We start from the raw sequence: 20841 nt of genomic DNA, 5'->3' as shown, positions 1-20841 counted from the left end.
TAATCAATTTTTGAAGACCATTTAATTTTTGAAACCTTGTGTTGTGTTGGGAGGAAAGATCATGAAAAAGCAATATAACCAAACTAATTTTTCTCGTAGAAATTTACTGAAAATAGGTGCAGGTGCAGTTGGTAGCGGAGTATTAGCAGCCGGATTAGGTTCCAATTTGGCTGCACCAGAAAGAGTCTCGGCGCAAGATAAAAAAGATATTACACCTGATGCTGCACTCAAAGAATTGCTAGATGGCAATGATCGGTTTGTCAAAGCCAAAAAACGTAATCCCCATCAAAACTTGAAACGCTTGCAGGAAGTTGCAAAAGGGCAAAATCCCTTTGCATCAATTCTTGGTTGTGCAGATTCCCGAGTACCTTCAGAAATAGTTTTTGACCAGGGATTAGGTGATTTATTTGTTTGTCGTGTAGCTGGTAATATTGCTACACCAGAAGAAACTGGTAGCCTCGAATTTGGTAGCTTAGTTTTAGGTGCCAAACTAATTTTAGTAGTAGGTCATGAAAGATGCGGGGCTGTAGCTGCCACGATTAAAGGTGCCGCAGTGCCAGGAGAAATTGGGAGTTTATTAGCTGCTATTAAACCCGCTGTAGATCAATCTCAAGATAAACCTGGGGATAAATTAGAAAATGCTTGCAAGGCTAACATTTTATTGCAAGTTGAGAAGTTGAAATCATCTCCAGTGCTTGCTGGTTTAATCAAAGAAAACAAACTGAAAATAGTCGGTGGTTATTACGATTTAGACACTGGCAAAGTTAGTTTAGTTAGTTAGGTTTTGGGCATGGGGCATGGGGCATGGGGCATTGGGCAATAGCTATTTCTTATCTGCTTTATTGTCTCCCCTGTGCTCCCATACCCCTGATATCTTTTGAATATTGAAATTTCTCCTGTTTACTAATTTACCCAAATTGCCATGTTAAGTGTTCTGATTTGGCTCCCGATTTTGGCGGCGGCGATTATCGCAGTCATACCTAAAAAATTACCTGCCAATACTGTAAGGTTAAGCGCCTTATATTTCGCTGCTATAGTTCTACTTTGGAATATTTTTATTCTGTTTAAATTTGATATCAGCAACCCAGGGATGCAATTTCAAGAGAATCTACCTTGGAATGAAACTCTCGGTTTGAGCTATCAATTAGGTGTTGATGGGCTTTCGATATTGATGCTGGTTTTAAATAGCCTACTTACTTGGATTGCTATTTACAGCAGCAGCAAAGAAACTCAAAGACCAAGGTTATTTTACTCGCTAATTTTATTAGTGAGTGGTGGGGTAGCAGGTGCATTTTTAGCAGAGAATTTACTGCTATTCTTCTTGTTCTACGAACTAGAATTAATTCCCTTCTATCTACTAATTTCCATTTGGGGAGGGGAAAAACGCGGTTATGCAGGGATTAAATTCCTGATTTACACTGCTGTTTCTGGGGCATTAATCTTAGCAACTTTCTTGGGTATGGTGTGGCTAACTGGTTCTACCAGCTTTGCCTTTGATGCGGTTTCTACGCAAACTCTAGCGCCTGTATTACAATTCCTGTTGTTAGCCGGAATTATCTTAGGTTTTGGCATCAAAATTCCCTTGGTTCCTTTCCATACTTGGTTACCTGATGCTTATGTCGAAGCTTCTGCACCAATTGCGATTTTGTTGGGTGGTGTGTTAGCAAAGCTAGGAACCTACGGGCTGTTAAGGTTTGGAATGGGAATGTTTCCCGAAGCTTGGAGTACCTTTGCACCAACATTGGCAATTTGGGGTGCAGTGAGTGCAATATACGGGGCTGTAGTAGCGATCGCGCAAAAAGATATCAAGCGCATGGTAGCATACAGTTCTATTGGTCACATGGGTTACATTCTGCTAGCTGGTGCTGCTAGTACTTCCCTAGCGCTAGTTGGTGCTGTTGCCCAAATGTTTAGCCACGGTTTAATTCTCGCTATTTTGTTCCATTTGGTGGGAGTTGTTGAAACCAAAGTAGGAACAAGGGAGTTAGATAAACTCAATGGTTTAATGAGTCCGATTCGGGGTTTACCTTTAATTAGTGCTTTGCTTGTATTAAGTGGAATGGCGAGTGCTGGTATTCCCGGTTTAACAGGATTTATTGCAGAATTTATTGTATTCCAAGGAAGTTTCTCAGCGTTTCCCATCTCCACAATCTTGTGTGTAGTTGCGAGTGGTTTAACTGCGGTTTATTTTGTGATTCTTCTCAACCGTACCTGTTTTGGTAGACTCGATAATTCAGCTTACTATCCCAAAGTCGAATGGTTTGAGAAAACACCTGCGTTAATTTTGGCAGCTTTAATCATCTTTTTGGGAGTGCAACCAACTTGGTTAGTACGTTGGAGTGAACCCACAACTACCGCAATGGTGGCTGCTATTCCTGCAATAGAAAAAACCGTTAACTCGGAAATTGCTGTAAAACCATAATGAATCTTCCTTTGCGCCTTTGCGCCTACCCTGCGGGAACGACTGCGTCGAATGCGTGAGATTAATAATTTATAAACGAACCGCGAAGGCGCGAAGTACACAAAGGAAGAAAGCTAAGAAGAAGCTTTCTCATATTGATTTAGGATTTTTATAAGGAGCTATGCACCAAGATTAGGAGGAAGGATGAACCTGAAATTAATTCCCAGTGGACTAGTGTTATTTCGCTTTTTAATTGCACCTTTGCTCCTCTGGGATGCCCTTGATGGTAAAACTAGTATTTGGTTCATCGTTGGCTTTGTCGCCGCCTTCCTCTCAGATATTTTTGATGGCATTATTGCCCGGAGACTTGGTGTGAGTACTGCCGAATTAAGACAAGCTGATAGCTGGGCTGATGTGTGCCTTTTTAGTTGCATATTTGTGAGTGCTTGGCTAGTACATCAAGATGTTTTAATTGCTTATCAATTGCCTTTACTCACAGTTGTATTTGCTCAGTTGATATGGTGGATAGTGAATTTAGTGAAATATGGTAAGCCTGCTAGCTATCACACCTACTCAGCTAAATTTTGGGGTATCACTCTAGCCATTGCCATTATTTCTTTATTCGGCTTTAACTATGCAGGAATTTTTCTTTGGCTAACTTGTATTGCTGGGGTAGTCTACAGTATCGAAGAAATTGCCATGACAATGATTCTGCCTGTGTGGACACATGATGTTTTAAGCATTTTTCACGCCCTAAAATTACGCGAACAACTATTAATACAAAAAGACGAAATTGCATCATAGTCATCACAAATGACATTTTCAAGACGCGATGAATCGCGTCTCTACAAAATAAAAAAACCTTACAACTCCCACGAGATTTATATATGACAGCAACTGTTGATAAAACCACTAAATTACCTCCTTCTAAGCATGAATTTGCCGAAGTAATTCACCGCTTAGAAGCTGGCGGTTCAATGTTGCCAGATACCCCAGAAAACTTAATGCAAATTATCGGTTTGTATAAGGCTTATGCAGTGCCGATGGATTTCTACTGGCGGGATTTACTTTATATTGCTGAACGGGAATTTTTAAACCCCTTTCCCTTCTTTAAATACTTTTTACCTAAAGAGTATTTAGACCGTCATAATCATTATGCTGGTGATGATGCCGATTTAAGAATTTGGCGGGGACAAGCTACAGCCCATCCTGAGTTATTAGCATTTATCGAGAAAGGTGAAACTGGCAATATGCCAAAATTATTTCACCATTTATTCCACGATCGCATTAACATGGAGTTTGCTGAAGCTTGTATGCGGGCTATGCTTTGGCATCGTCAAATGTACGCGCCAGTAAACCAGTTTGACGCTTACCTGGATTCAGACGAATATAGAGCTAACGCCGATCGGGCAATTAAAGCTTACTTCAAAGGCAACCCGGTAATGTTGGCGCTGCACAAAATGTTTCCTGATATGTTCATTGAACAGTGTCGCCAGATGTCATATTACTCTAACCTGGGTTTATTCTGGGAAGTTATGGCACCCGTGTTCTTTGAAATGTCGGATATTTACGACGAAGGCGGGTTTAAAGGTGTCCCCGATGCAATGAACTTTTTAGTAAATGGGATTTTTGCGATCGCAGGTCGTCCAATTTACCATCATGTATATATAGATGGCGAATGCTATGAAATCATTCCCAAATCTAAGGGTTTCACCTGGCTATACGAAGCAGCATTACCTTACGTAGAAGCAGTTTTCTACCGTACAGCACCTTTTAGGGGGACAAAATCTTATAATGCTCAAGCAGGGCAAGTACCTGATGACCAAAAAGACTTCCACTATGGCATTCTCTACGCTGATGTGTTTCCAGTAGGTACTGCTGGTATCCCACCCACATTATTAATGCAAGATATGCTACACTTCTTGCCGCAATATTTGGTTGACTATTACCAAAAATATTGCCGTGGCGAAGAAGATATGTTGATTCAGTTGGGAGTTAGTTTCCAACGTTCCATGTACAATGTAACTTCGGCGGTAATTCAAGCATTACGCACGGCATTGTTATATCCTTTAGATGACACCAATCCCAAGCATTTACAAGCAAACCGGGAATTTTTTGAAGCCCAGTTAAACCGCTTTACCCGTGCTGATTACAATATGCGCGATGCTGCACGTTTACGGGATGTTCAACGTCAAGACTATAGGTAATTCGTAATTCGTAATTCGTAATTCGTAATTCGTAATTATTTTGGTAGGGTGTGTTACGCCGCAGGCTAACGCACCTTATCTTTTTGCTTTCTCAGAATTAACTTTTGCTTTCTCAGAATTAACTTCTGCTTTCCCAAAATCAACTTCTGCTTTCCCGGAATTAACTTTTGCTTTCCCAAAATCAACTTCCGCTTTAACGTTTCCGTGTTACGCGCAAGCTGTAGCAACTTCTGCTTTCCCAAAATCAACTTCCGCTTTAACGTTTCCGTGTTACGCGCAAGCTGTAGCAACTTCTGCTTTCCCAGAATCAACTTCTGCTTTAACGTTTCCGTGTTACGCGCAAGTTGTAGGAACTTCCGCTTTAACGTTTCCGTATTCCGCGCAAGTGGTAGAAGCTTCAGGGTTTCGCGATAATCTTAATATTCCCCCAAGAATATTTTTCTTTCTTCCCCTTATACCAATTTCAAGAATGTTTGCGACAGATAAATTCTATGTAGGGAACATCCACCATTGGTGTCAACTTAAGCTAAAAGCGATATAGGGCGGGCGTTGTACAAATACCTCACGCCCTCATCCCCTAACCCCTTCTCCCGCAGGAGAAGGGGAACTAAATCTCTTGCTCCCTTCTCCCTGTGGGAGAGGGGCTGGGGGTGAGGGCAAAACCTTGCACAAGAGCGGGTTTCACGTTAAGTTGACACCACTGGGCATCCACAATCTTTTGGTATATTCAATTATCTTACTGGTGCCGTGCCCCTACCTATGTATAAGAATCATGCTGAAAGTCAAATGGTATTAGGGACTTCTTGAAATTACATTATCCATTTTTCGCAGAGAAGACCATAATTGTATTCTTCCTCCTCTGCTTCCTCCGCCTCCTCTGCTTGGCTGGGGATGCGCGACAACGCATCCTACGATGATTGGCTTTTAAGACGGCGAAACAGAAATAACCAAAGGGGTAGGGAACTGTTGATGGCAATCAGCCTGACTAAATGCCCTGCGGTAACCACTTCCACATTATGATTTAATACCAAAGCAACGAGAATCATTTCTGCGGAACCTCCTGGGGCTGTCACCAATAGACAAGTTAACCAATCCCAAGCAGTTAATTGCATTGCCAGCATAGCAGCGATCGCACCTGCAATTAAAGTCATGGCTACAGACATGACTGCATAGCCGATAGTTTTGGGATTGAAGCTGGGTTTATCTCCCCAATATTCCCCAATGGTAATTCCTAACAGCATTTGACCAACTAAATTAATTAGTGGTGGTGCAGTAAAATGCATACCAGATGCGATAGGTAGTAAATTTAGCAATGGGTTAAAGGCTATCCCCATCAGCAAAGCACCAAAAAAATCACCTGCGGGAATCTTCAAGAATATCGCCAGATAAACTACTAAGGCGGTTACCCCCAGCGCTAATAAAAGTAATCCTAATTGAGATGGCTCAAAATTGAGTAAATTGCTTTGCATGGAAATAGCTTGTTGATTCCAAGAACTGCTAAATGTGGTTCTCGCAATCAAAGGAATCAGAAAAACTACGCTTGTTACCCGCAAGGCTTGAACTAGCGCCACTAAGGTGACATTTTTATTATAATCGGCTGCGATCGCAGCCATAATTCCCACCCCACCGGGAACTGTCGCCAGCATTGCTGTTAACAAATTAGTTTTACTGAGGCGTGAATAAATATAGCCAATACAGATGCCACAAACTAACAGAAAAACTGTTAATAAAATAAATATCGGCATCCCAGACGCAACACCAGCTAAATCACTATGACTACTAGAAGCACCCACTGTTAGCCCCACAAGCGCCATACCAGCTTTTCTCGCAGTCCGGTTTGGTTTGGGATAATATTGAAAAAAAATGCGACAAACCTGCAAAACTATAGCGCCAGCCGCAATACCCCCAAATATCCAAACTATTCCCCCAATATTCAACCTAGCGAGGCTGAAACCTAAAGGTAACGCCAGCAGCATTTCTAAAATCAAGACAGCTAACTGCTTGACAAAGAGATGTTGTTGAGCATCAATAGGATTTGCAGCAGTTGATTCCTCACCAATAGGAGCAACACTAAAGCTATGATTCATCGATGTGCGCTTTTTTCTTAGTTTAATACGCACAACAGATCATGCGATCGCACTATGTAGCACCAAAAGCTTTGAAAGAGGTGCGTTAACGAAGTAACGCACCCTACTGGCGTGTCTAGACTAAAATAGTGTATTACTCAAACTCTTGTGGGATGGGCATCTTGCCCGTCCTGGGCGGACAAGATGTCCACCCCACAAGAAAATTATATTGCCACATTTTAGTCTTGTCAGTCCACTACTGGACTCTTGTACAGACGCGATTAATCGCGTCTCTGCAACTCCTGACTCAGTGTGTTACTGGACTTTTTACTCAGCACTCAGCACTCAGCACTCAGCACTCTTTAATCTTCATCAAGTGCGGGGAAAGCTTCCTCAAATTGCCATAACTCATCTTTATGTTCCATGAACCAAATCCGAGTTTCTGGAGTTAATTGACTCCAAATATTTTCTACAGGAATGTGGGGAGAAGCATAGCGATACTGTTCACCGAGTAATTTCAGATTTTCCGCTACATCAACGGGAATACCAAACTCTCGCCAGTCAACTTTCACATATCTTCCAGAAAGCCCACCTGCGGGGTCAAAAATTAATTGTGCAGCCCTAACTAAATCAGCAAAATGATTTGCTTTTAGTCCGGTTATTTGCTGAATTGGTAGTGATTGATTATGCTCTTGAGACATTGTCGCTGGAGTGGTAAAGATGATTTGTTGATTGAATTTACTGCCAGAGATTTTTATCCCAATTCTCCTATTTTAGCGCACCGTCCTTTTTAAGAACGCAGTTGTGCTATCATTGCGGCTGGATTCCAGTAAGCGCGAGTAGTTTGAATTTTACCGGCGGTGTTAATTTCAATAATAGTAATTCCGGCAAAAGTTACTGATTTACCACTTTTGCTAATTCCTTGCATTGTCCACTTTACTGCTGCTTCATTCCCACTTACAAAAATATGCTCAGTAGTGGCTTCTAGTTTGGTAAAAACGGCTTGCAATTGCCCAATAAACTGACGGAATCCTTCATGCACTTTTGCTGGTGCTTCTCCTACTGGATCGTAGCTTAATGCATCTTCAGCAAAGTTTTCTACCCAGCCTTCAGGGTTCATACTAGCCATATTAGCAAAGTAAGCAGCAACTACGGTTTCAATGGTTGCATTTGACATATAAAAGTCCTATTTCAGTTGTGCAAAATATCGGTTTTAGCTGTTGATTGTTGAGTCTTGAATACAGACGCGATTAATGTTGAATAAAGACGCAATTAATCGCGTCTCTACAAGTCTTGAATTTGGAATTATTGCCGATAAAATATTTCTGAAGTTAAGCGCTGGAAATTACCTGCACTATCATATTGTGCAGTTAGTCGTTTAAATTCACTTGGAGAGACAAACTTACCAGCTATAATGCTAAATTCTTGACCAGATTGCAAAATTTTAGGTGTATTAATCACTATGCCATCAGGTAAAAATACTTTTTGATATATATTCTCGTCTTTCAGTGGAACCAAAGTTAGATTTTCAATAGATTCCACATCTGAAACAGTTAAATCAGCATTGATATATTGTTTTTCTCCTATCCATTTACCATCGATGTTAGTTACTTCTGCATCAGGTAATTTTACAGGGAAGCTACCTAAATATTCACGAATCTGAGTAAATCTTTCTATAGCACTATTTTCTCCACACATCACTACTACACTAGTTCGCCAATCTTTATTTATAAAGAATAACTCCATGCCAAATCTTGTACCTGGCTCAAATTTTTTGCCTACAAAACCATAAATTTCAGGAGTAATTCCTAGTACTCTCATAGAAGGTAATGCAGGATGAATAATGCCATCATCTTGATTACAAGTTTGCTGATCAATTTGCCAGGTTTTTTCTTCTTCTCTGCCATCGGCATAGGTGTAACTGTTAGTGTGATAAATAATTGTGTTATCTTCGTTAGCCCGAAAACTTCTTACACATTTTAAAGAATTAACCACTTCTTTATTGAAAGAATAACTAGTCCATGTTCCATACCAGCTAATACCTTCTTGAGTATGATTACCAAACAAAGTTGACCAGTTTCGCTCTTGTGCATTCATGATATGAAACCCTAAAATTGAGCGTGATTTTATAAATTCTCATCAGAATTTACATTATTTATGCAGCTACCATTTTCAAAAAAGAACGCGACAGATGGCTAGGGCACGGCACCAGTAAGATAATTTGATATACCACAAAATTGTGGATGCCGTGCCCCTACAAGGAATTTATTGAAAGCGGCGGGAAACTCCATCCCCTTGTGGGTGGAGAGGGACAGCCGCCCCGCCGCTTGGGGCATTGGGGAGGCAGTGCGTTGGACGGGTTTCCCGGCTTAAAGCAACTGCCGTCATTGGGCATTGGTAATTTCTTCGCCATGCCCCATGCCCGATTCCCCATGCCCAAAAACTCCATCCCCTTGTGGGTGGAGTTTTTCATTGCTTGCAAACATTATTTGAATTGATTTTTGAAAAAACTCGTTCTACCTTTAGCCCTTATTTCCTGTTTCCTGTCTCAGCGACTAATTTCAGCAATCCCAACACTTAATATTATTCAGTTTCAATCAACACATGAACAGCCGCCACAGCTATTAACATCTCGTCATTTTTATCGTTGAGAGAAGCAATTGCGCGCCCTTGAACTACCATCCCCCCAGCTTCAACGGTGAGAGTTTTACGCCCAAATGGTAATACTGCTAATACTTCCTCTTGTCTTACCTGTTCTGGGTATGGTACTGCTACTTGAACTTCCACAATCATCTCATTGGGGTCATTTAAACCAGCAACTTCCCAAACACCAGGTAACGCATTATGTGCGATCGCATTTCTTACCGCCCTGGCTGCTGCTACTGTGGGTTCTTGTCCATGTTGGTCAACTCCCATGCCCATCTCAATAATAAAGCGTTTTTTAGCCACAACTTTCTCCCATCCCTAATTTATGCACATCAACCGCCGAAAATTTCTTACCAGCGTTGGGTTAGCCACTTTAGCCACCCAGGTACCACTGTTTACAGCCCAAGGTCAATTATCTCGCAATAGCACCCTGAAACCACCTCATCTGCAAATTGGCGATACTGTGGGATTAATCGCCCCAGCCAGTACCGTTGACAGCGAAGATATAGCCACTGCACAGCGTAACCTTGCAGATTTAGGGCTGAAAGTGAAGTTAGGAAAGCATATTTTGGATCGTTATGGTTACTTAGCCGGGAAGGATCGCGATCGCGCTTTTGATTTAAACTCGATGTTTGCCGATCCATCGGTAAAAGCTATTATTGCTATGCGTGGCGGTTGGGGTTGCAATCGTCTCTTACCTTGGCTGAATTACACTAATATTCGCAATCATCCCAAAATCTTGCTGGGATACAGTGATATTACATCTTTATTATTAGCAATTAATGCCCGCAGTCGCTTAATTACTTTTCATGGCCCAGTTGCCACCTCTACCTGGAATCAGTTTACTGTAGATTACTTTCGGCGCATTCTCTTTAATCAAGAAGCCGTCACCATGCAAAATCCCACCCCTGGGGAAGTGAAAATAGAAATAATTACCCCAGGAAAAGCCAGAGGTAAACTTGTCGGCGGTAACCTATCTGTCCTCTCAGCAATGATCGGTTCAATGTACCTTCCGGCTTGGCACAACAGCATTTTATTTATTGAAGAAATCAGCGAAGATATTTATCGTGTAGACCGAATGCTTACACAATTAAAAAATGCTGGCATACTTAATCAAATTGCTGGTTTTATTTTTGCCCAATGCACCGATTGTAGTCTTGGTGATGCCCCAAATTTTACTTTAATGCAAGTCTTACAAGACCACATCCGCCCGTTAAATATTCCTGCTTGGTACGGTTCAATGATTGGTCACATTAAAAATAAATTTACCGTGCCAGTAGGTTTGTCAGTAGAAATTGATGCCAATTTAGGCACAATTCAAATGTTAGAATCAGCCGTAATTTAATACCAATTTTAAAAAAAATCATGCGACAAATTGTAGGGGCAAGGCACTGCCCATTGGTGTCAACTTCAGCTAAAAGCTATATAGGGCAGGCGTTGTACAAATACCTCGCGCCCTCATCCCCTAACCCCTTCTCCCGCAGGAGAAGGGGAACTAAATCTCTTGCTCCCTTCTCCCCGTGGGAGAGGGGCTGGGGGTGAGGGCGAAACCTTGAACAAGAGCGGGTTTCACGTAAAGTTGACACAACTGGGCACTTCCTTGCCCTCTAATTAGTTGTATTAGAAGTGAAAAAATTAATGTATCAAAAGCCCATATTTTGACTTTTGACTTTTGACCCTTGACACCCTATCCTATCAATCACTAGCCGCGAGTTTTAATAAATCAGTTTGCGATAATCTATCCGCCGCAGTTTTAACATCATCAAACGGCATTCCCGACCTTTTAGCAATATCTAGCAGAGTATGCTCGCCATCAGCTAAATTCAAAACCCACAAAATAGCCATTTCATTTAATCCGCTATCTTTTTGCCCACCAACTGACCGATATAAACCTCTTTTCCCTAACTGTGGCTCACATTTGGGTTTCTGATTAACGTAAACTTGATTACTATCAAGAATATTTAATATCGAAACACATTGAGCAAATGAATCAGCCAGAGATTGCGGTTTCACAAAGTCCAAATTATCGGCTGAAGTGTGATATTCCGGGAAGCTACCATGAGGCGATCGCATAAAGCAACCTACAGCTAAATTAAAGCCTGGTGAGCAATATTGTCGCTCATCATAACCATAGGGAAAGAAGTCAATAATTTTATAATCGTGACCAGAATTTTTCAGCACATAACCGACAATCTCATCAATTTCGGTATTACCTCTACGGCTTTTTTTGTAAGTAAAGTTACCCGCATCTCCCAAACAAGTTAAAACTAAACCATGTTTGATGCGATGCACATTTGCTTCATTTACAGACAGCCAAGTAATTGAACCAATAGTTCCCGGTATAAAAACAAACCGATAAGAATAGTGATTTTTAGTTTGGCTGAGTTGTTTAGCGAGAAAAATTGCGATCGCAATTCCCGAAAGATTATCATTGCACAGCGAAGGATGACAGGCGTGACAAGAAATTAACACTTCCTCGCTGCTGGCTCCGGGAATAAAATACTCACCATAGGTAAGATGTCCCGGTTCTAAAGATGAATCAATACATACTTCATATTCTTCATCTTGCAGTTGTAAAAACTGATTATGACTGAGACAAAATCCCCAACTTTCTTTGTAATAGGAAGTCCGATAAGGAACCCAATCCGGATAATCTGGAAGTGTAAATAAATGTGATTTTAATTCATCAAGGGATATCTTTTGATGTACCGGAATACTGTAATTAACAACGTGTAAATTTAAATTTGCAAAATCTACAATCTTTTCACCTTGAGAGTTTTTAATATAAGCATCTTTAATATTCCATTCTTTAGGCACTTTCCAATCAAAAACCTCAGTTCCCGTTGGTACTTCATGCACCGATAGCGGAATATGCTGTTGCAGAATCTTGAGAGTTTTTCTAAACCCATCACCTGTAATACTGCGGCAGATAGGATAAAGTTCAGTAATTAATTGATATATTTCTTGAGCTATATCACTGCTGTTTACAGCCGTTTCTAGCTTGGTTTCTACAGGTTCTTGAAGATTTACCATGATAATTTCCCTGGGATAATCTCATTTTTAATCAACACAGTAGAGGCACAACAATGTTGTGCCCTTACATAATTTAGCGTTTAAACTGTTCAATTCGTTGACGGTTCACAGTCAACAGTCAACAGTCAACAGTCAACAGTCAACAGTCAACAATATCAATGGAATATTTTTTCCTTGGAACTCCCTAACAATATTTTCTAAACACAGGTTTAACTGGACGGCCAATTAGATACTCATCAATTCCATATTCTAGAGCTTGGCGGTAAACCTTTAAAGCTTCGCCAATTGCATCAATTGTGAAATCAATATCTTCATTACTATGGGAGAAACTCACAACCAAAGAAGGTAAAATCAACCCGCGTTTAATAGTTTCTTGCATAAAGAGAGTTCTAAATGCTTGGGATGGTTGTTGATTTTGGTCGCGAGTGCCATAAACTAAATTGCAAGGAAGCCCCGCAATTTGGAAGTAATCTTCCACTCCATAAGCTGCGATCGCTTGCTTAATCCCCTTAGATAATCTTTCTCCTTGCTGATACAGATACTCTATTACACCTTCTGTCCGGAAAGTGTTCATAGTCGCGATCGCTGCAGCTAAGGCGTGGTTTTCGGCTCCGTGGGTAGTAGATAGCAGAAATACGCGCTCTTTATCGTGATAAATTCCGCCTAATTCCATGATTTCGCGTTTCCCAGCCAGTGCGGAAACCGCAAAACCATTACCCATGCTTTTACCAAATGTCGATAAGTCGGGAACGATATTGTAGCAGTTTTGGGCATTCCCACCAGCCCAACGGAAGCCAGTAATCATCTCATCTAAGATGAAAATTGCGCCATTTTCCTGACAGAGTTTTTGTAACTCATAAAGAAAACCGTTGGCTGGATGTTCATATTTAGCGGGTTCTAAAATGACACAAGCAATCTTTCCGGGATGATTTGCAAACAGAGTTTTGACACTTTCAATATCATTAAAAGTGAATTTCACTGTCAAATCTTGAACCACTTGGGGAATCCCCGCAGACATGGGAGTGCTGCCAATAAACCAGTCATTATAGGAAAAGAAGGGATGATCGCCACAAATAGCCACCATATCCCTTCCTGTATATGCTCTAGCCAGAGTAATTGCGGCTGTAGTTACCGTTGAGCCATCCTTGGCAAATTTCACCATTTCTGCGCCAGGAACCCAACTCAGAAGCTGTTCAGCACATTCTACTTCAATGGTTGCCGGACGGGTAAAGTTATTACCCAACAGCATTTGCTGATACGCTGCTTCTACCACAGCCGGATAAGCGTGTCCTAAAGTAATGGCACGCAAACCCATGCCATATTCAATAAATTCATTACCATCAACATCCCAGACATGACACCCATTACCTTTTACAATAAAGCCTGGTGCATCTTCGGGAAATTGGTCATCACCTTTAGCGTAAGTATGAGCGCCACCAGGAATTAACGCGTGGCTCTTTTTTTGTAAAACTTTGGACTGTGCAAAAGACTGAGTAGTTGAGGGTTTAAAATCAGCTAAGGTCATCGGTTTTTCCTTAATGGGGATTTAATTTGAATAGGCGATCGCACCACGAAACTACGAAACCAAGCACTCTTCTCTTACTGGGGTGTCATAGCGAGCCACTAAATCTTCAGAAATCCGCGAAAAGTCAGTACCTCTTAAAAAGTCTCCTAAAGAAGTACCTGTACAGTCGGAATCGATATTTGGCGCACCCCTTCTGGCGATCGCATCATCTAGATGCACAGTTCTAAAATCAATGCTAAAGCGGGTGTAACCGGATGTATTTGGTACAGTTGAATGCATCTGCGCGCCAGAAAAGAGAATCATTCCGCCAACTTTGGTAACCACCCGTAATTGTGGTTCTATTTCTAAAAGTTCTTCGGCGTGGGGTTGCTTGCGTGTATCTTTTTTAATATGCTGGGCAGCATTTTTGCGGCTTTCTCGATTCCACTTTGCGTAGTTATAGTCTCGAGAACTATTTTTCACTGGCTCGTTCCAGTAGCGCGGATGAAATGCCATGACATTTTCTGCTGTCACATCATATACAGGTAACCACCAGTTGATTTGGGATTGCGGTGCAGAGTACCAAGTATCACGATGGGGATGGAAAGCGTAAGCAATTCCAGCAGTTAGATAACCATCGCTGGTTGCTGTCCTTAAGCGTGGTACATCAAAATAGGTTTTACTCAAATCGCAGCCATTTTCCTCCAAAATCCCTTGGATGAGTTCTTTGGATTTTGGGTGATGGATAAAAGCGGGTTTGAGTTTTGCCAAAATCTCAACGTACTTCTCCACAGGTAAACTATGCTGTGCTGTGATTGGATCTAAAGGTGCAAAGGCTGCTTCCGCCATTTCCCGCGCAAACTCACAAAGAGCGATCGCGCTTTTAGAAGGAGAATAGACAAAGATTTGTCCGTTGTAGAGATGTGCCCTTCTAATATCATCATTGATATGTGAATCGAAATAGATTGTGTTCATTTTATGTTCCTTATGTTCACACCAAGTTCTCTAAAAAATTACTTACCTATGGGAACTTGATATAAAGATGCAGCTCGTGACCCTTAGATAGGTAGGCTAAACAGTAGACGCATCATAGATAGCGCCAGTGCTTGCCAATCTGATACCCATTCACAAAAATCCTGAGACTGATAGATTGTTGGTAGGGGTTGAGCATTGCTCAACCCTCTACCCACCTACTCGTCTCACGCTTCAAGTGAAACAGTATGAGGCCATGAATATGCAGCCTTACATTAAATTGCTATCCAGATAAGTAGTCAGCGTCACCAGCTATGCAAACAGTGAAAAATGTTTGCATACTCCCAAGCTTGCACCCGTTGATTGATGAATTTTTGCAGGGTAAAGTATCCCTGCTTTTATCTTGTAACTATTGCTACCTAATGCTGGTTGCAAATAGCCACACATCTCAGCATTGCAGCTGAAAAGCTTTATCTTCCCGCCAGTGTCCCGATATTTTTCTGCTCAAATAAATTCCAAGCAAGATCCTTTTCGGAAATTTCACTAATCGGTAAAGGCCAGACAATTCCAAAAGCTGGGTCATCGTAGCGGTAGCCTGTGGAATATTCTGGCGCATAAAAATCGCCCATCTGATACATCACTTCTGTATCATCAGTTAAGGTTTGAAAACCGTGAGCAAATCTATCTGGGATGTATAACCCACGCCGATTTTCTGCAGTTAACTCCACACCAATATGCGATAAATAGGTCGGAGATTCTGGGCGTAAATCGATAATCACATCATAGATAGCGCCGTGGATACAACGGACTAATTTGGTTTCCTGGGAAGGAGGAGTTTGATAATGCATTCCCCGCAGTGTCCCTTGCTTATGGTTAAAAGATACATTGCATTGAGCAATTGTGGCTTTTAGACCATGAGCCTCAAATTCATTGATGCAAAAAGTCCGAGCAAAAAAACCACGACTATCTTGTTTTAACTCTAAGTCAATAATGAATGCCCCTTGTAGCTTCGTTTCAGTGAAAATCATGTATTTGGTTACAAATATTTTTATAAAAAGTGAGATTAAAGAAATATTTTGCGACAGTAGAAAGCTTCAGCATAATTACCCGGTGAATTAGATTCAATTCCTCGGATTCTTAAGATGGAACGGAAAGTTTCATCGGTAAACCATTGTTTATTATTCTGCGTAGCAAATGCATCCTGAAGATACTGAATTTTGCGCCGACAGATACCTTCATCTAAATGCACAAAGAAATTAGGAATTCCCAAGTCACCATCATACTTGGGGATTTCATATTCCAAAATCAAATGATTTCTAAAGGTATTCCAAGTTAAATCAGAAATTAAGCGATGATCTTGATGGCGATCGTCTCTATAATGCGTAAAAATTAAATCTGGTGAAAATTCTTGCTTTAACTGCTCAAAGCATTCTTTCACTTCTATTCCGTGAAAAGGCAAAAACCCATCTCGGAACTCTTTAATAATAATTTTCTGGGACTGTACTTCTTTTAAAAATATACTAGCACTTTTCTTGGCTTCTGTGGCTCTTTGTTCATTAGAACTAAATACTACCCAATAGATAACCACATTTTTGTAATTTTCTATCAGCTTTAAAATTGTGCCGCCACACCCAATTTCAATATCATCGCAATGAGCACCCAGACAGAGAATTTTATACTCAGATTCGGCTGTTTTATCAAAGCTAATTTTGAGCATATATTAACCCTATCTAATTTGTAAAAACTTAGGAAACTTATATTTGGTAGTCATTGCCAACATATTATGATTCTTGCCTGGATTGTTAGATATTTTGGGTGAGAATTTCTCACCCAAAACTCATACTGAACTCTTAACTGCTAGCCGAAAAATTTAGTAATGTTAGGCATTGCTAACTTCCAATTGCTTATCTCTCCAAACTTCCCAAGGACGATGACCTTGAGTATACATATCATCTAACACTTGCTTCTCTTTAAAAGTATCCATTACTCCAAAGAAGCCAGTGTACTTGTAAGCAATTAGCTGTTCTTGAGCAATTAGCCTTTGGAAAGGCTCAAGCACCAGCTCTTCACCGTAATTAATATACTTGAAGATATCTTTCTTAAAGATAAAATATCCACCATTAATCCAAATTTCCCGCTGTTTGACATCTTTAAGATCCTGCACCAAATCGTTCTCACCAATGTCAACCAAATGGAAGCTTTGGCTAGGTCTCACACACAAAAAGCTACCGATTTTATCGCGACGATAAAAATTATCAATATATGTAGGAAGATGCAAATCTGTGAGACCATCGCTGTAGTTGGCTAAGAAAACTTCTTCGCCTTCTAAATATTCTTCCACAGCCTTGAATCTTTGACCAATATTCGCAGTTAAACCTGTATCTACAAAGGTGATATTCCAATCTTGAATATCATGATTGAATAGTTGAATTTTGCTACCACCAGATAAAGTGAAGTTATTAGAAAGCCACTCATTATAGTTTAAGAAATAGCTCTTAATTAAGTCAGCTTTATAACCTAGACATAAAATAAAATCTTTATGTCCATAATGGGCATAATATTTCATCACATGCCATAATATCGGTCTATATCCGATATTCACCATTGGCTTAGGAATACTTTCCGAATAATCTCTCATTCTTGTCCCTAAACCGCCACAAAATAAAACTACTTTCATTATGCACCTCGTCTTGGCTAATGTTTACGCTTTGCCAGAAAAAATTTAAATTTTTTGCAGAATTATGGAACTACATAAAAGTCATGAATTTTTGCTGGCTTTATGCAAGTTTGCATCTATCTTCTGCTCTTTAACTAAAAAAATTGCAAGTAATGCTGGTATATTTATTTTGAATCTTATTTAGCCCTCTGACTGTCTCAGAGGGTTGACTAAATATTTAAGAGTAGATTTGCACCTCTGGAATTGGCACCACAAATTTACCGCCCCAATCCCGAATGTAGGCAATTTGTGACATAATTTCATCCTTGAGATTCCAAGGTAAAATCAGCACATAATCTGGTTTAGTTTCTTGAATCTTGTCAGGATGAAAAATGGGAATATGAGTACCCGGTAAAAATTGACCTTGTTTGTAAGGGCTACGGTCTACTGTATAATCCAGAAAATCTGTACGGATACCACAATAGTTTAACAGAGTATTACCCTTCCCTGGCGCACCGTAACCTGCAATTGATTTACCTTCTCGCTTCGCTTGAATTAAGAAATCCAATAACTTGCGTTTAGTTTCTTTGACTTTTTCGCCAAAAGAAAAATAGTACTCTAGCTTATGAAATCCAGCAGCTTCTTCTCTGGCTTTCAGTTCTATTACTTGCTCGCTCACAGGTTGAGAATCATCTTCAGTATGGCGAGCGTAAATTCTTAAAGAACCGCCATGACTCTTCAATTCTTGCACATCAAAAATTGTTAACCCATGAGTTGCAAAAATCTTTTCTACTGTGAGGAAAGAGAAATAAGAGAAATGCTCGTGATAAATAGTATCAAACTGATTTTCATCAATTAGCCGCATCAGGTGAGGGAATTCCATTGTAATTACACCTTGCGGTTTGAGGATGATTTTCATCCCTTTGACAAAGTCATTAAGATAGGGTGTATGAGCTAGAACATTATTACCCAGTAACAAATCTGCCTTGACACCTTTAGCAACTTGTTCTTTGGCTGTTTCTTGCCCAAAAAATTTAACAACTGTAGGAATGCCTTTTTTAATAGCTACTTCAGCCACATTAGCTGCTGGTTCAATTCCCAATGCTGGAATATTTTTCTCAACGAAGTATTGCAGTAAATAGCCATCATTACTAGCAATTTCTATTACCTGACTTTGCTGATTTAACTGGAAACGCTCTACTACCAAATCAACATAGTTCTTGGCATGTTTCAACCAACTATCAGAATAGGAAGAGAAATATGCGTAGTCACTAAAAATATTTTCTGGACTAACGTATTCTTGCAATTGAACTAAAAGACAATTCTCGCAGACATAGGCGTGTAATGGATAAAAAGGCTCCACTTCATTCAGCTGCTTGAGGCTGCGATAGCTTTCGCAGGGAGGAGACATACCTAAATCTACGAAGGTATGGCGCAAACCCGTTCCACAAAAAAGACACTCACCCGTGATGAGTTGATTATCGGTTATTTTTGGTAGATTCATGATTTATATTGTTTTGGCAATCAGATTTCCAATTTAAACAGTCCGCCAGAAGAAATCTTGATCGATTTGCTGAGTGCGAATCAGATATTCTAGTTGTTTGAGACGAGTAAAACCTCTAGACTCAAACTCTTCTCTAGTCATGTCAATCTGTTTGAAGACATTATAGAGTTGTTGGGCACCACGTCGGGCATCCCACTCACACTTAAATCCCGGCAAATTTTTATTGATTTTATCGAAAGAAACCCGATAACTGCGGTTGTCAGGATCGTGTTTACCAAAGCTTAATTGACAACCTGTAAATACATCTGCAACTATCTCAGCAATTTGTTTAACTTGATAGTTGCCATTTGTATCCCCAACATTAAAAATTTGGTTGTGAATCACATCTCGTGGTGCTTCTAAGGTACAAATAATGGCTTTACAGATATCCAATATATGCACTAGCGGCCGCCAAGGTGTGCCATCGCTATTCATCTTAATTTCTTTAATTGTCCATGCCCAACCTGAAAGATTATTCAAGACAATATCAAAACGCATCCTCGGAGAAGCTCCATAGGCTGTAGCATTCCGCAAAAATGTCGGAGAAAAGCTGTCATCAGCCAGATGCTTTACATCTTGTTCTACCAAACCCTTGCATTTGGCATAGGCGGTTTGAGGATTAATAGTAGACTCTTCGTCTACATAATCTTCAGTTGCAAAGCCATAAACGCTACATGAAGAAGTGTAGACAAAACGTCGCACCCCTGCTTCCTTAGCCAGCTTTGCTAAATGTACTGAACCTTTGTGGTTGATATCGTAAGTGATGGTCGGGGCTAACTGACCTAAAGGATCGTTAGATAGTTCTGCCATGTGAACGATCGCATCAACTCCCTCCAGGTCGGAAGCCGTAATATTACGGATGTCTTTATTTAAGGTTTTGGCAGTTAGTTCTGTGCCATTGTACAACCAACCAACCTTATAAAAGCCCGTATCCACGGCAATAACTTCATAACCTTGTTGTATTAACAGAGGTGCTAATAACGAGCCGATATAACCTTCAGTTCCAGTTACAAGTACTTTCATTGTTAAAATTTTCAGCTGTAATTGCGGTTTGCCGGTGCTTGGACTCAGTAGAAACACTAGCTAGGATACTTTTCCCTGAAAGCAAAAGCAATACTTTAAAGATAATTTCATGTTGTAAGAGCACTTCTTCATGTATGCTTTATCAAGCAAATGACTTTGCTCCTGATGTGAAGAGAAATCTATTTTAAAAGCATCTAAAATCAGATAAAAACACCCTTGCAAAATTACCAGTCTTCAGGTTCATTCCTGAATGATTTATCCAATAGTCAAATTGTCAATAATGGCAATCCTCTATGAGGCAGAAATTTCAGCTTGCGATCGCAAGCTTAAACTTTTCTCTAAACGGCCAATTGCCAGCAGCGACAATATATTGAGCCAATTTTCATTTGTAAGTAGACATTAATTTAGAATACTAACCAAATATTTATTTATAGAGTTACCATCAAACCATAAGCTCAACTTTATGCAAAGTATTTATAAACTCAAACTCCCTTAAATAATGTGGGTAAAACTTTCATGATTATGCTCTAGGAAATATCAAGCAAACTTAGCTGAATACGGCATTTTTCAGGTAACTAAACTCCCATCAGCTGATGATTTTTGGTGGTGCTGAGATAGTTAGAGAACTTATGATACACAGCCGTGTATTTTATGTAAGTGCTGTATTTGCAACAATGTCCAAGCGATCGCCAAGCTACTCGACGTTTTTATACTACATACCCAAAGTAGTAACTTTCTGACTGCGCCTGAGTGGATACCGTTCCTAAGTGAGTCGTTTTTAACTAGTGTC

At 40.3% G+C, this 20841-nt stretch carries 20 protein-coding genes; 5 read left to right on the top strand and 15 right to left on the bottom strand.

Annotated features, from left to right (window positions below; all coding sequences use genetic code 11):
• Window positions 1-61 precede the first annotated feature (61 nt).
• The 4 genes from HGR01_RS35500 (at window position 62) to HGR01_RS35485 (ending at window position 4608) form a co-directional block, all read left to right on the top strand.
• Window positions 62-781 carry a carbonic anhydrase gene (locus HGR01_RS35500; protein WP_045867521.1) on the top strand — a complete coding sequence of 240 codons (720 nt, stop codon included), beginning with the start codon at window positions 62-64 and terminating at the stop codon, window positions 779-781.
• A 141-nt stretch (window positions 782-922) separates the two neighbouring features.
• Window positions 923-2422 carry an NADH-quinone oxidoreductase subunit M gene (locus HGR01_RS35495; protein WP_045867520.1) on the top strand — a complete coding sequence of 500 codons (1500 nt, stop codon included), beginning with the start codon at window positions 923-925 and terminating at the stop codon, window positions 2420-2422.
• Window positions 2423-2605: 183 nt separating this feature from the next.
• A complete protein-coding gene (locus HGR01_RS35490; protein ID WP_045867519.1) occupies window positions 2606-3205 on the top strand; it encodes a CDP-alcohol phosphatidyltransferase family protein in 600 nt (199 codons plus the stop codon).
• A gap of 83 nt (window positions 3206-3288) precedes the next feature.
• On the top strand, window positions 3289-4608 hold the full coding sequence (locus HGR01_RS35485) for a CO2 hydration protein (protein WP_045867518.1): 1320 nt from the start codon (window positions 3289-3291) through the stop codon (window positions 4606-4608).
• A 65-nt stretch (window positions 4609-4673) separates the two neighbouring features.
• Here the strand turns inward: HGR01_RS35485 and HGR01_RS35480 are convergent, their stop codons facing one another.
• The 7 genes from HGR01_RS35480 to HGR01_RS35450 all read right to left on the bottom strand — a co-directional run bounded on the left by HGR01_RS35480 (window position 4674) and on the right by HGR01_RS35450 (window position 9623).
• Window positions 4674-4898, bottom strand: a complete 225-nt coding sequence (locus HGR01_RS35480; RefSeq protein WP_155538901.1) for a hypothetical protein — start codon at window positions 4896-4898, stop codon at window positions 4674-4676.
• 618 nt (window positions 4899-5516) lie between these two features.
• Window positions 5517-6695 (bottom strand): AbrB family transcriptional regulator, encoded by a 1179-nt coding sequence (locus HGR01_RS35475; RefSeq protein ID WP_045867516.1) that lies wholly within the window; start codon window positions 6693-6695, stop codon window positions 5517-5519.
• A gap of 341 nt (window positions 6696-7036) precedes the next feature.
• Complete coding sequence (locus HGR01_RS35470) at window positions 7037-7375, bottom strand: hypothetical protein (RefSeq protein WP_045867515.1); 339 nt, start codon at window positions 7373-7375, stop codon at window positions 7037-7039.
• A gap of 89 nt (window positions 7376-7464) precedes the next feature.
• Window positions 7465-7851 (bottom strand): nuclear transport factor 2 family protein, encoded by a 387-nt coding sequence (locus HGR01_RS35465; RefSeq protein WP_045867514.1) that lies wholly within the window; start codon window positions 7849-7851, stop codon window positions 7465-7467.
• 128 nt (window positions 7852-7979) lie between these two features.
• Window positions 7980-8771 carry a DUF3598 family protein gene (locus tag HGR01_RS35460; protein WP_045867513.1) on the bottom strand — a complete coding sequence of 264 codons (792 nt, stop codon included), beginning with the start codon at window positions 8769-8771 and terminating at the stop codon, window positions 7980-7982.
• A gap of 157 nt (window positions 8772-8928) precedes the next feature.
• On the bottom strand, window positions 8929-9147 hold the full coding sequence (locus tag HGR01_RS35455) for a hypothetical protein (RefSeq protein WP_194007816.1): 219 nt from the start codon (window positions 9145-9147) through the stop codon (window positions 8929-8931).
• Window positions 9148-9257: 110 nt separating this feature from the next.
• Window positions 9258-9623 carry a Lin0512 family protein gene (locus HGR01_RS35450; RefSeq protein ID WP_045867512.1) on the bottom strand — a complete coding sequence of 122 codons (366 nt, stop codon included), beginning with the start codon at window positions 9621-9623 and terminating at the stop codon, window positions 9258-9260.
• Window positions 9624-9645: 22 nt separating this feature from the next.
• Between HGR01_RS35450 and HGR01_RS35445 the strand changes: the two genes are divergently transcribed.
• Window positions 9646-10665 (top strand): S66 peptidase family protein, encoded by a 1020-nt coding sequence (locus HGR01_RS35445; RefSeq protein WP_045867511.1) that lies wholly within the window; start codon window positions 9646-9648, stop codon window positions 10663-10665.
• A gap of 350 nt (window positions 10666-11015) precedes the next feature.
• On the opposite strand, the gene HGR01_RS35440 is transcribed toward HGR01_RS35445, so the two are convergent.
• The 8 genes from HGR01_RS35440 to HGR01_RS35405 form a co-directional block, all read right to left on the bottom strand.
• Window positions 11016-12353 carry a DUF4910 domain-containing protein gene (locus HGR01_RS35440; RefSeq protein WP_045873437.1) on the bottom strand — a complete coding sequence of 446 codons (1338 nt, stop codon included), beginning with the start codon at window positions 12351-12353 and terminating at the stop codon, window positions 11016-11018.
• Window positions 12354-12537: 184 nt separating this feature from the next.
• Window positions 12538-13878 carry a glutamate-1-semialdehyde 2,1-aminomutase gene (locus HGR01_RS35435; protein WP_045873436.1) on the bottom strand — a complete coding sequence of 447 codons (1341 nt, stop codon included), beginning with the start codon at window positions 13876-13878 and terminating at the stop codon, window positions 12538-12540.
• Window positions 13879-13929: 51 nt separating this feature from the next.
• The gene (locus HGR01_RS35430) at window positions 13930-14832 is read right to left on the bottom strand and encodes a hypothetical protein (RefSeq protein WP_045873435.1); all 903 of its coding nucleotides are present in this window, start codon (window positions 14830-14832) and stop codon (window positions 13930-13932) included.
• 467 nt (window positions 14833-15299) lie between these two features.
• Window positions 15300-15857: a dTDP-4-dehydrorhamnose 3,5-epimerase gene (gene rfbC, locus HGR01_RS35425; RefSeq protein WP_045873434.1), complete on the bottom strand. Its 558-nt coding sequence runs from the start codon at window positions 15855-15857 to the stop codon at window positions 15300-15302.
• A 35-nt stretch (window positions 15858-15892) separates the two neighbouring features.
• The gene (locus HGR01_RS35420) at window positions 15893-16546 is read right to left on the bottom strand and encodes a PIG-L deacetylase family protein (RefSeq protein WP_045873433.1); all 654 of its coding nucleotides are present in this window, start codon (window positions 16544-16546) and stop codon (window positions 15893-15895) included.
• A 162-nt stretch (window positions 16547-16708) separates the two neighbouring features.
• Window positions 16709-17506: a sugar phosphate nucleotidyltransferase gene (locus HGR01_RS35415; protein ID WP_045873432.1), complete on the bottom strand. Its 798-nt coding sequence runs from the start codon at window positions 17504-17506 to the stop codon at window positions 16709-16711.
• A 217-nt stretch (window positions 17507-17723) separates the two neighbouring features.
• Window positions 17724-18989, bottom strand: a complete 1266-nt coding sequence (locus HGR01_RS35410; RefSeq protein ID WP_045873431.1) for a class I SAM-dependent methyltransferase — start codon at window positions 18987-18989, stop codon at window positions 17724-17726.
• Between the two features lie 33 nt (window positions 18990-19022).
• On the bottom strand, window positions 19023-20051 hold the full coding sequence (locus tag HGR01_RS35405) for an NAD-dependent epimerase/dehydratase family protein (RefSeq protein ID WP_045873463.1): 1029 nt from the start codon (window positions 20049-20051) through the stop codon (window positions 19023-19025).
• Window positions 20052-20841 lie beyond the last annotated feature (790 nt).

The organism is Tolypothrix sp. PCC 7712 (assembly GCF_025860405.1).
Classification (GTDB): domain Bacteria; phylum Cyanobacteriota; class Cyanobacteriia; order Cyanobacteriales; family Nostocaceae; genus Aulosira; species Aulosira diplosiphon.
The sequence above is the reverse complement of the archived record's forward strand: the minus strand, read 5'-3'. Positions and strand labels throughout refer to the sequence as shown.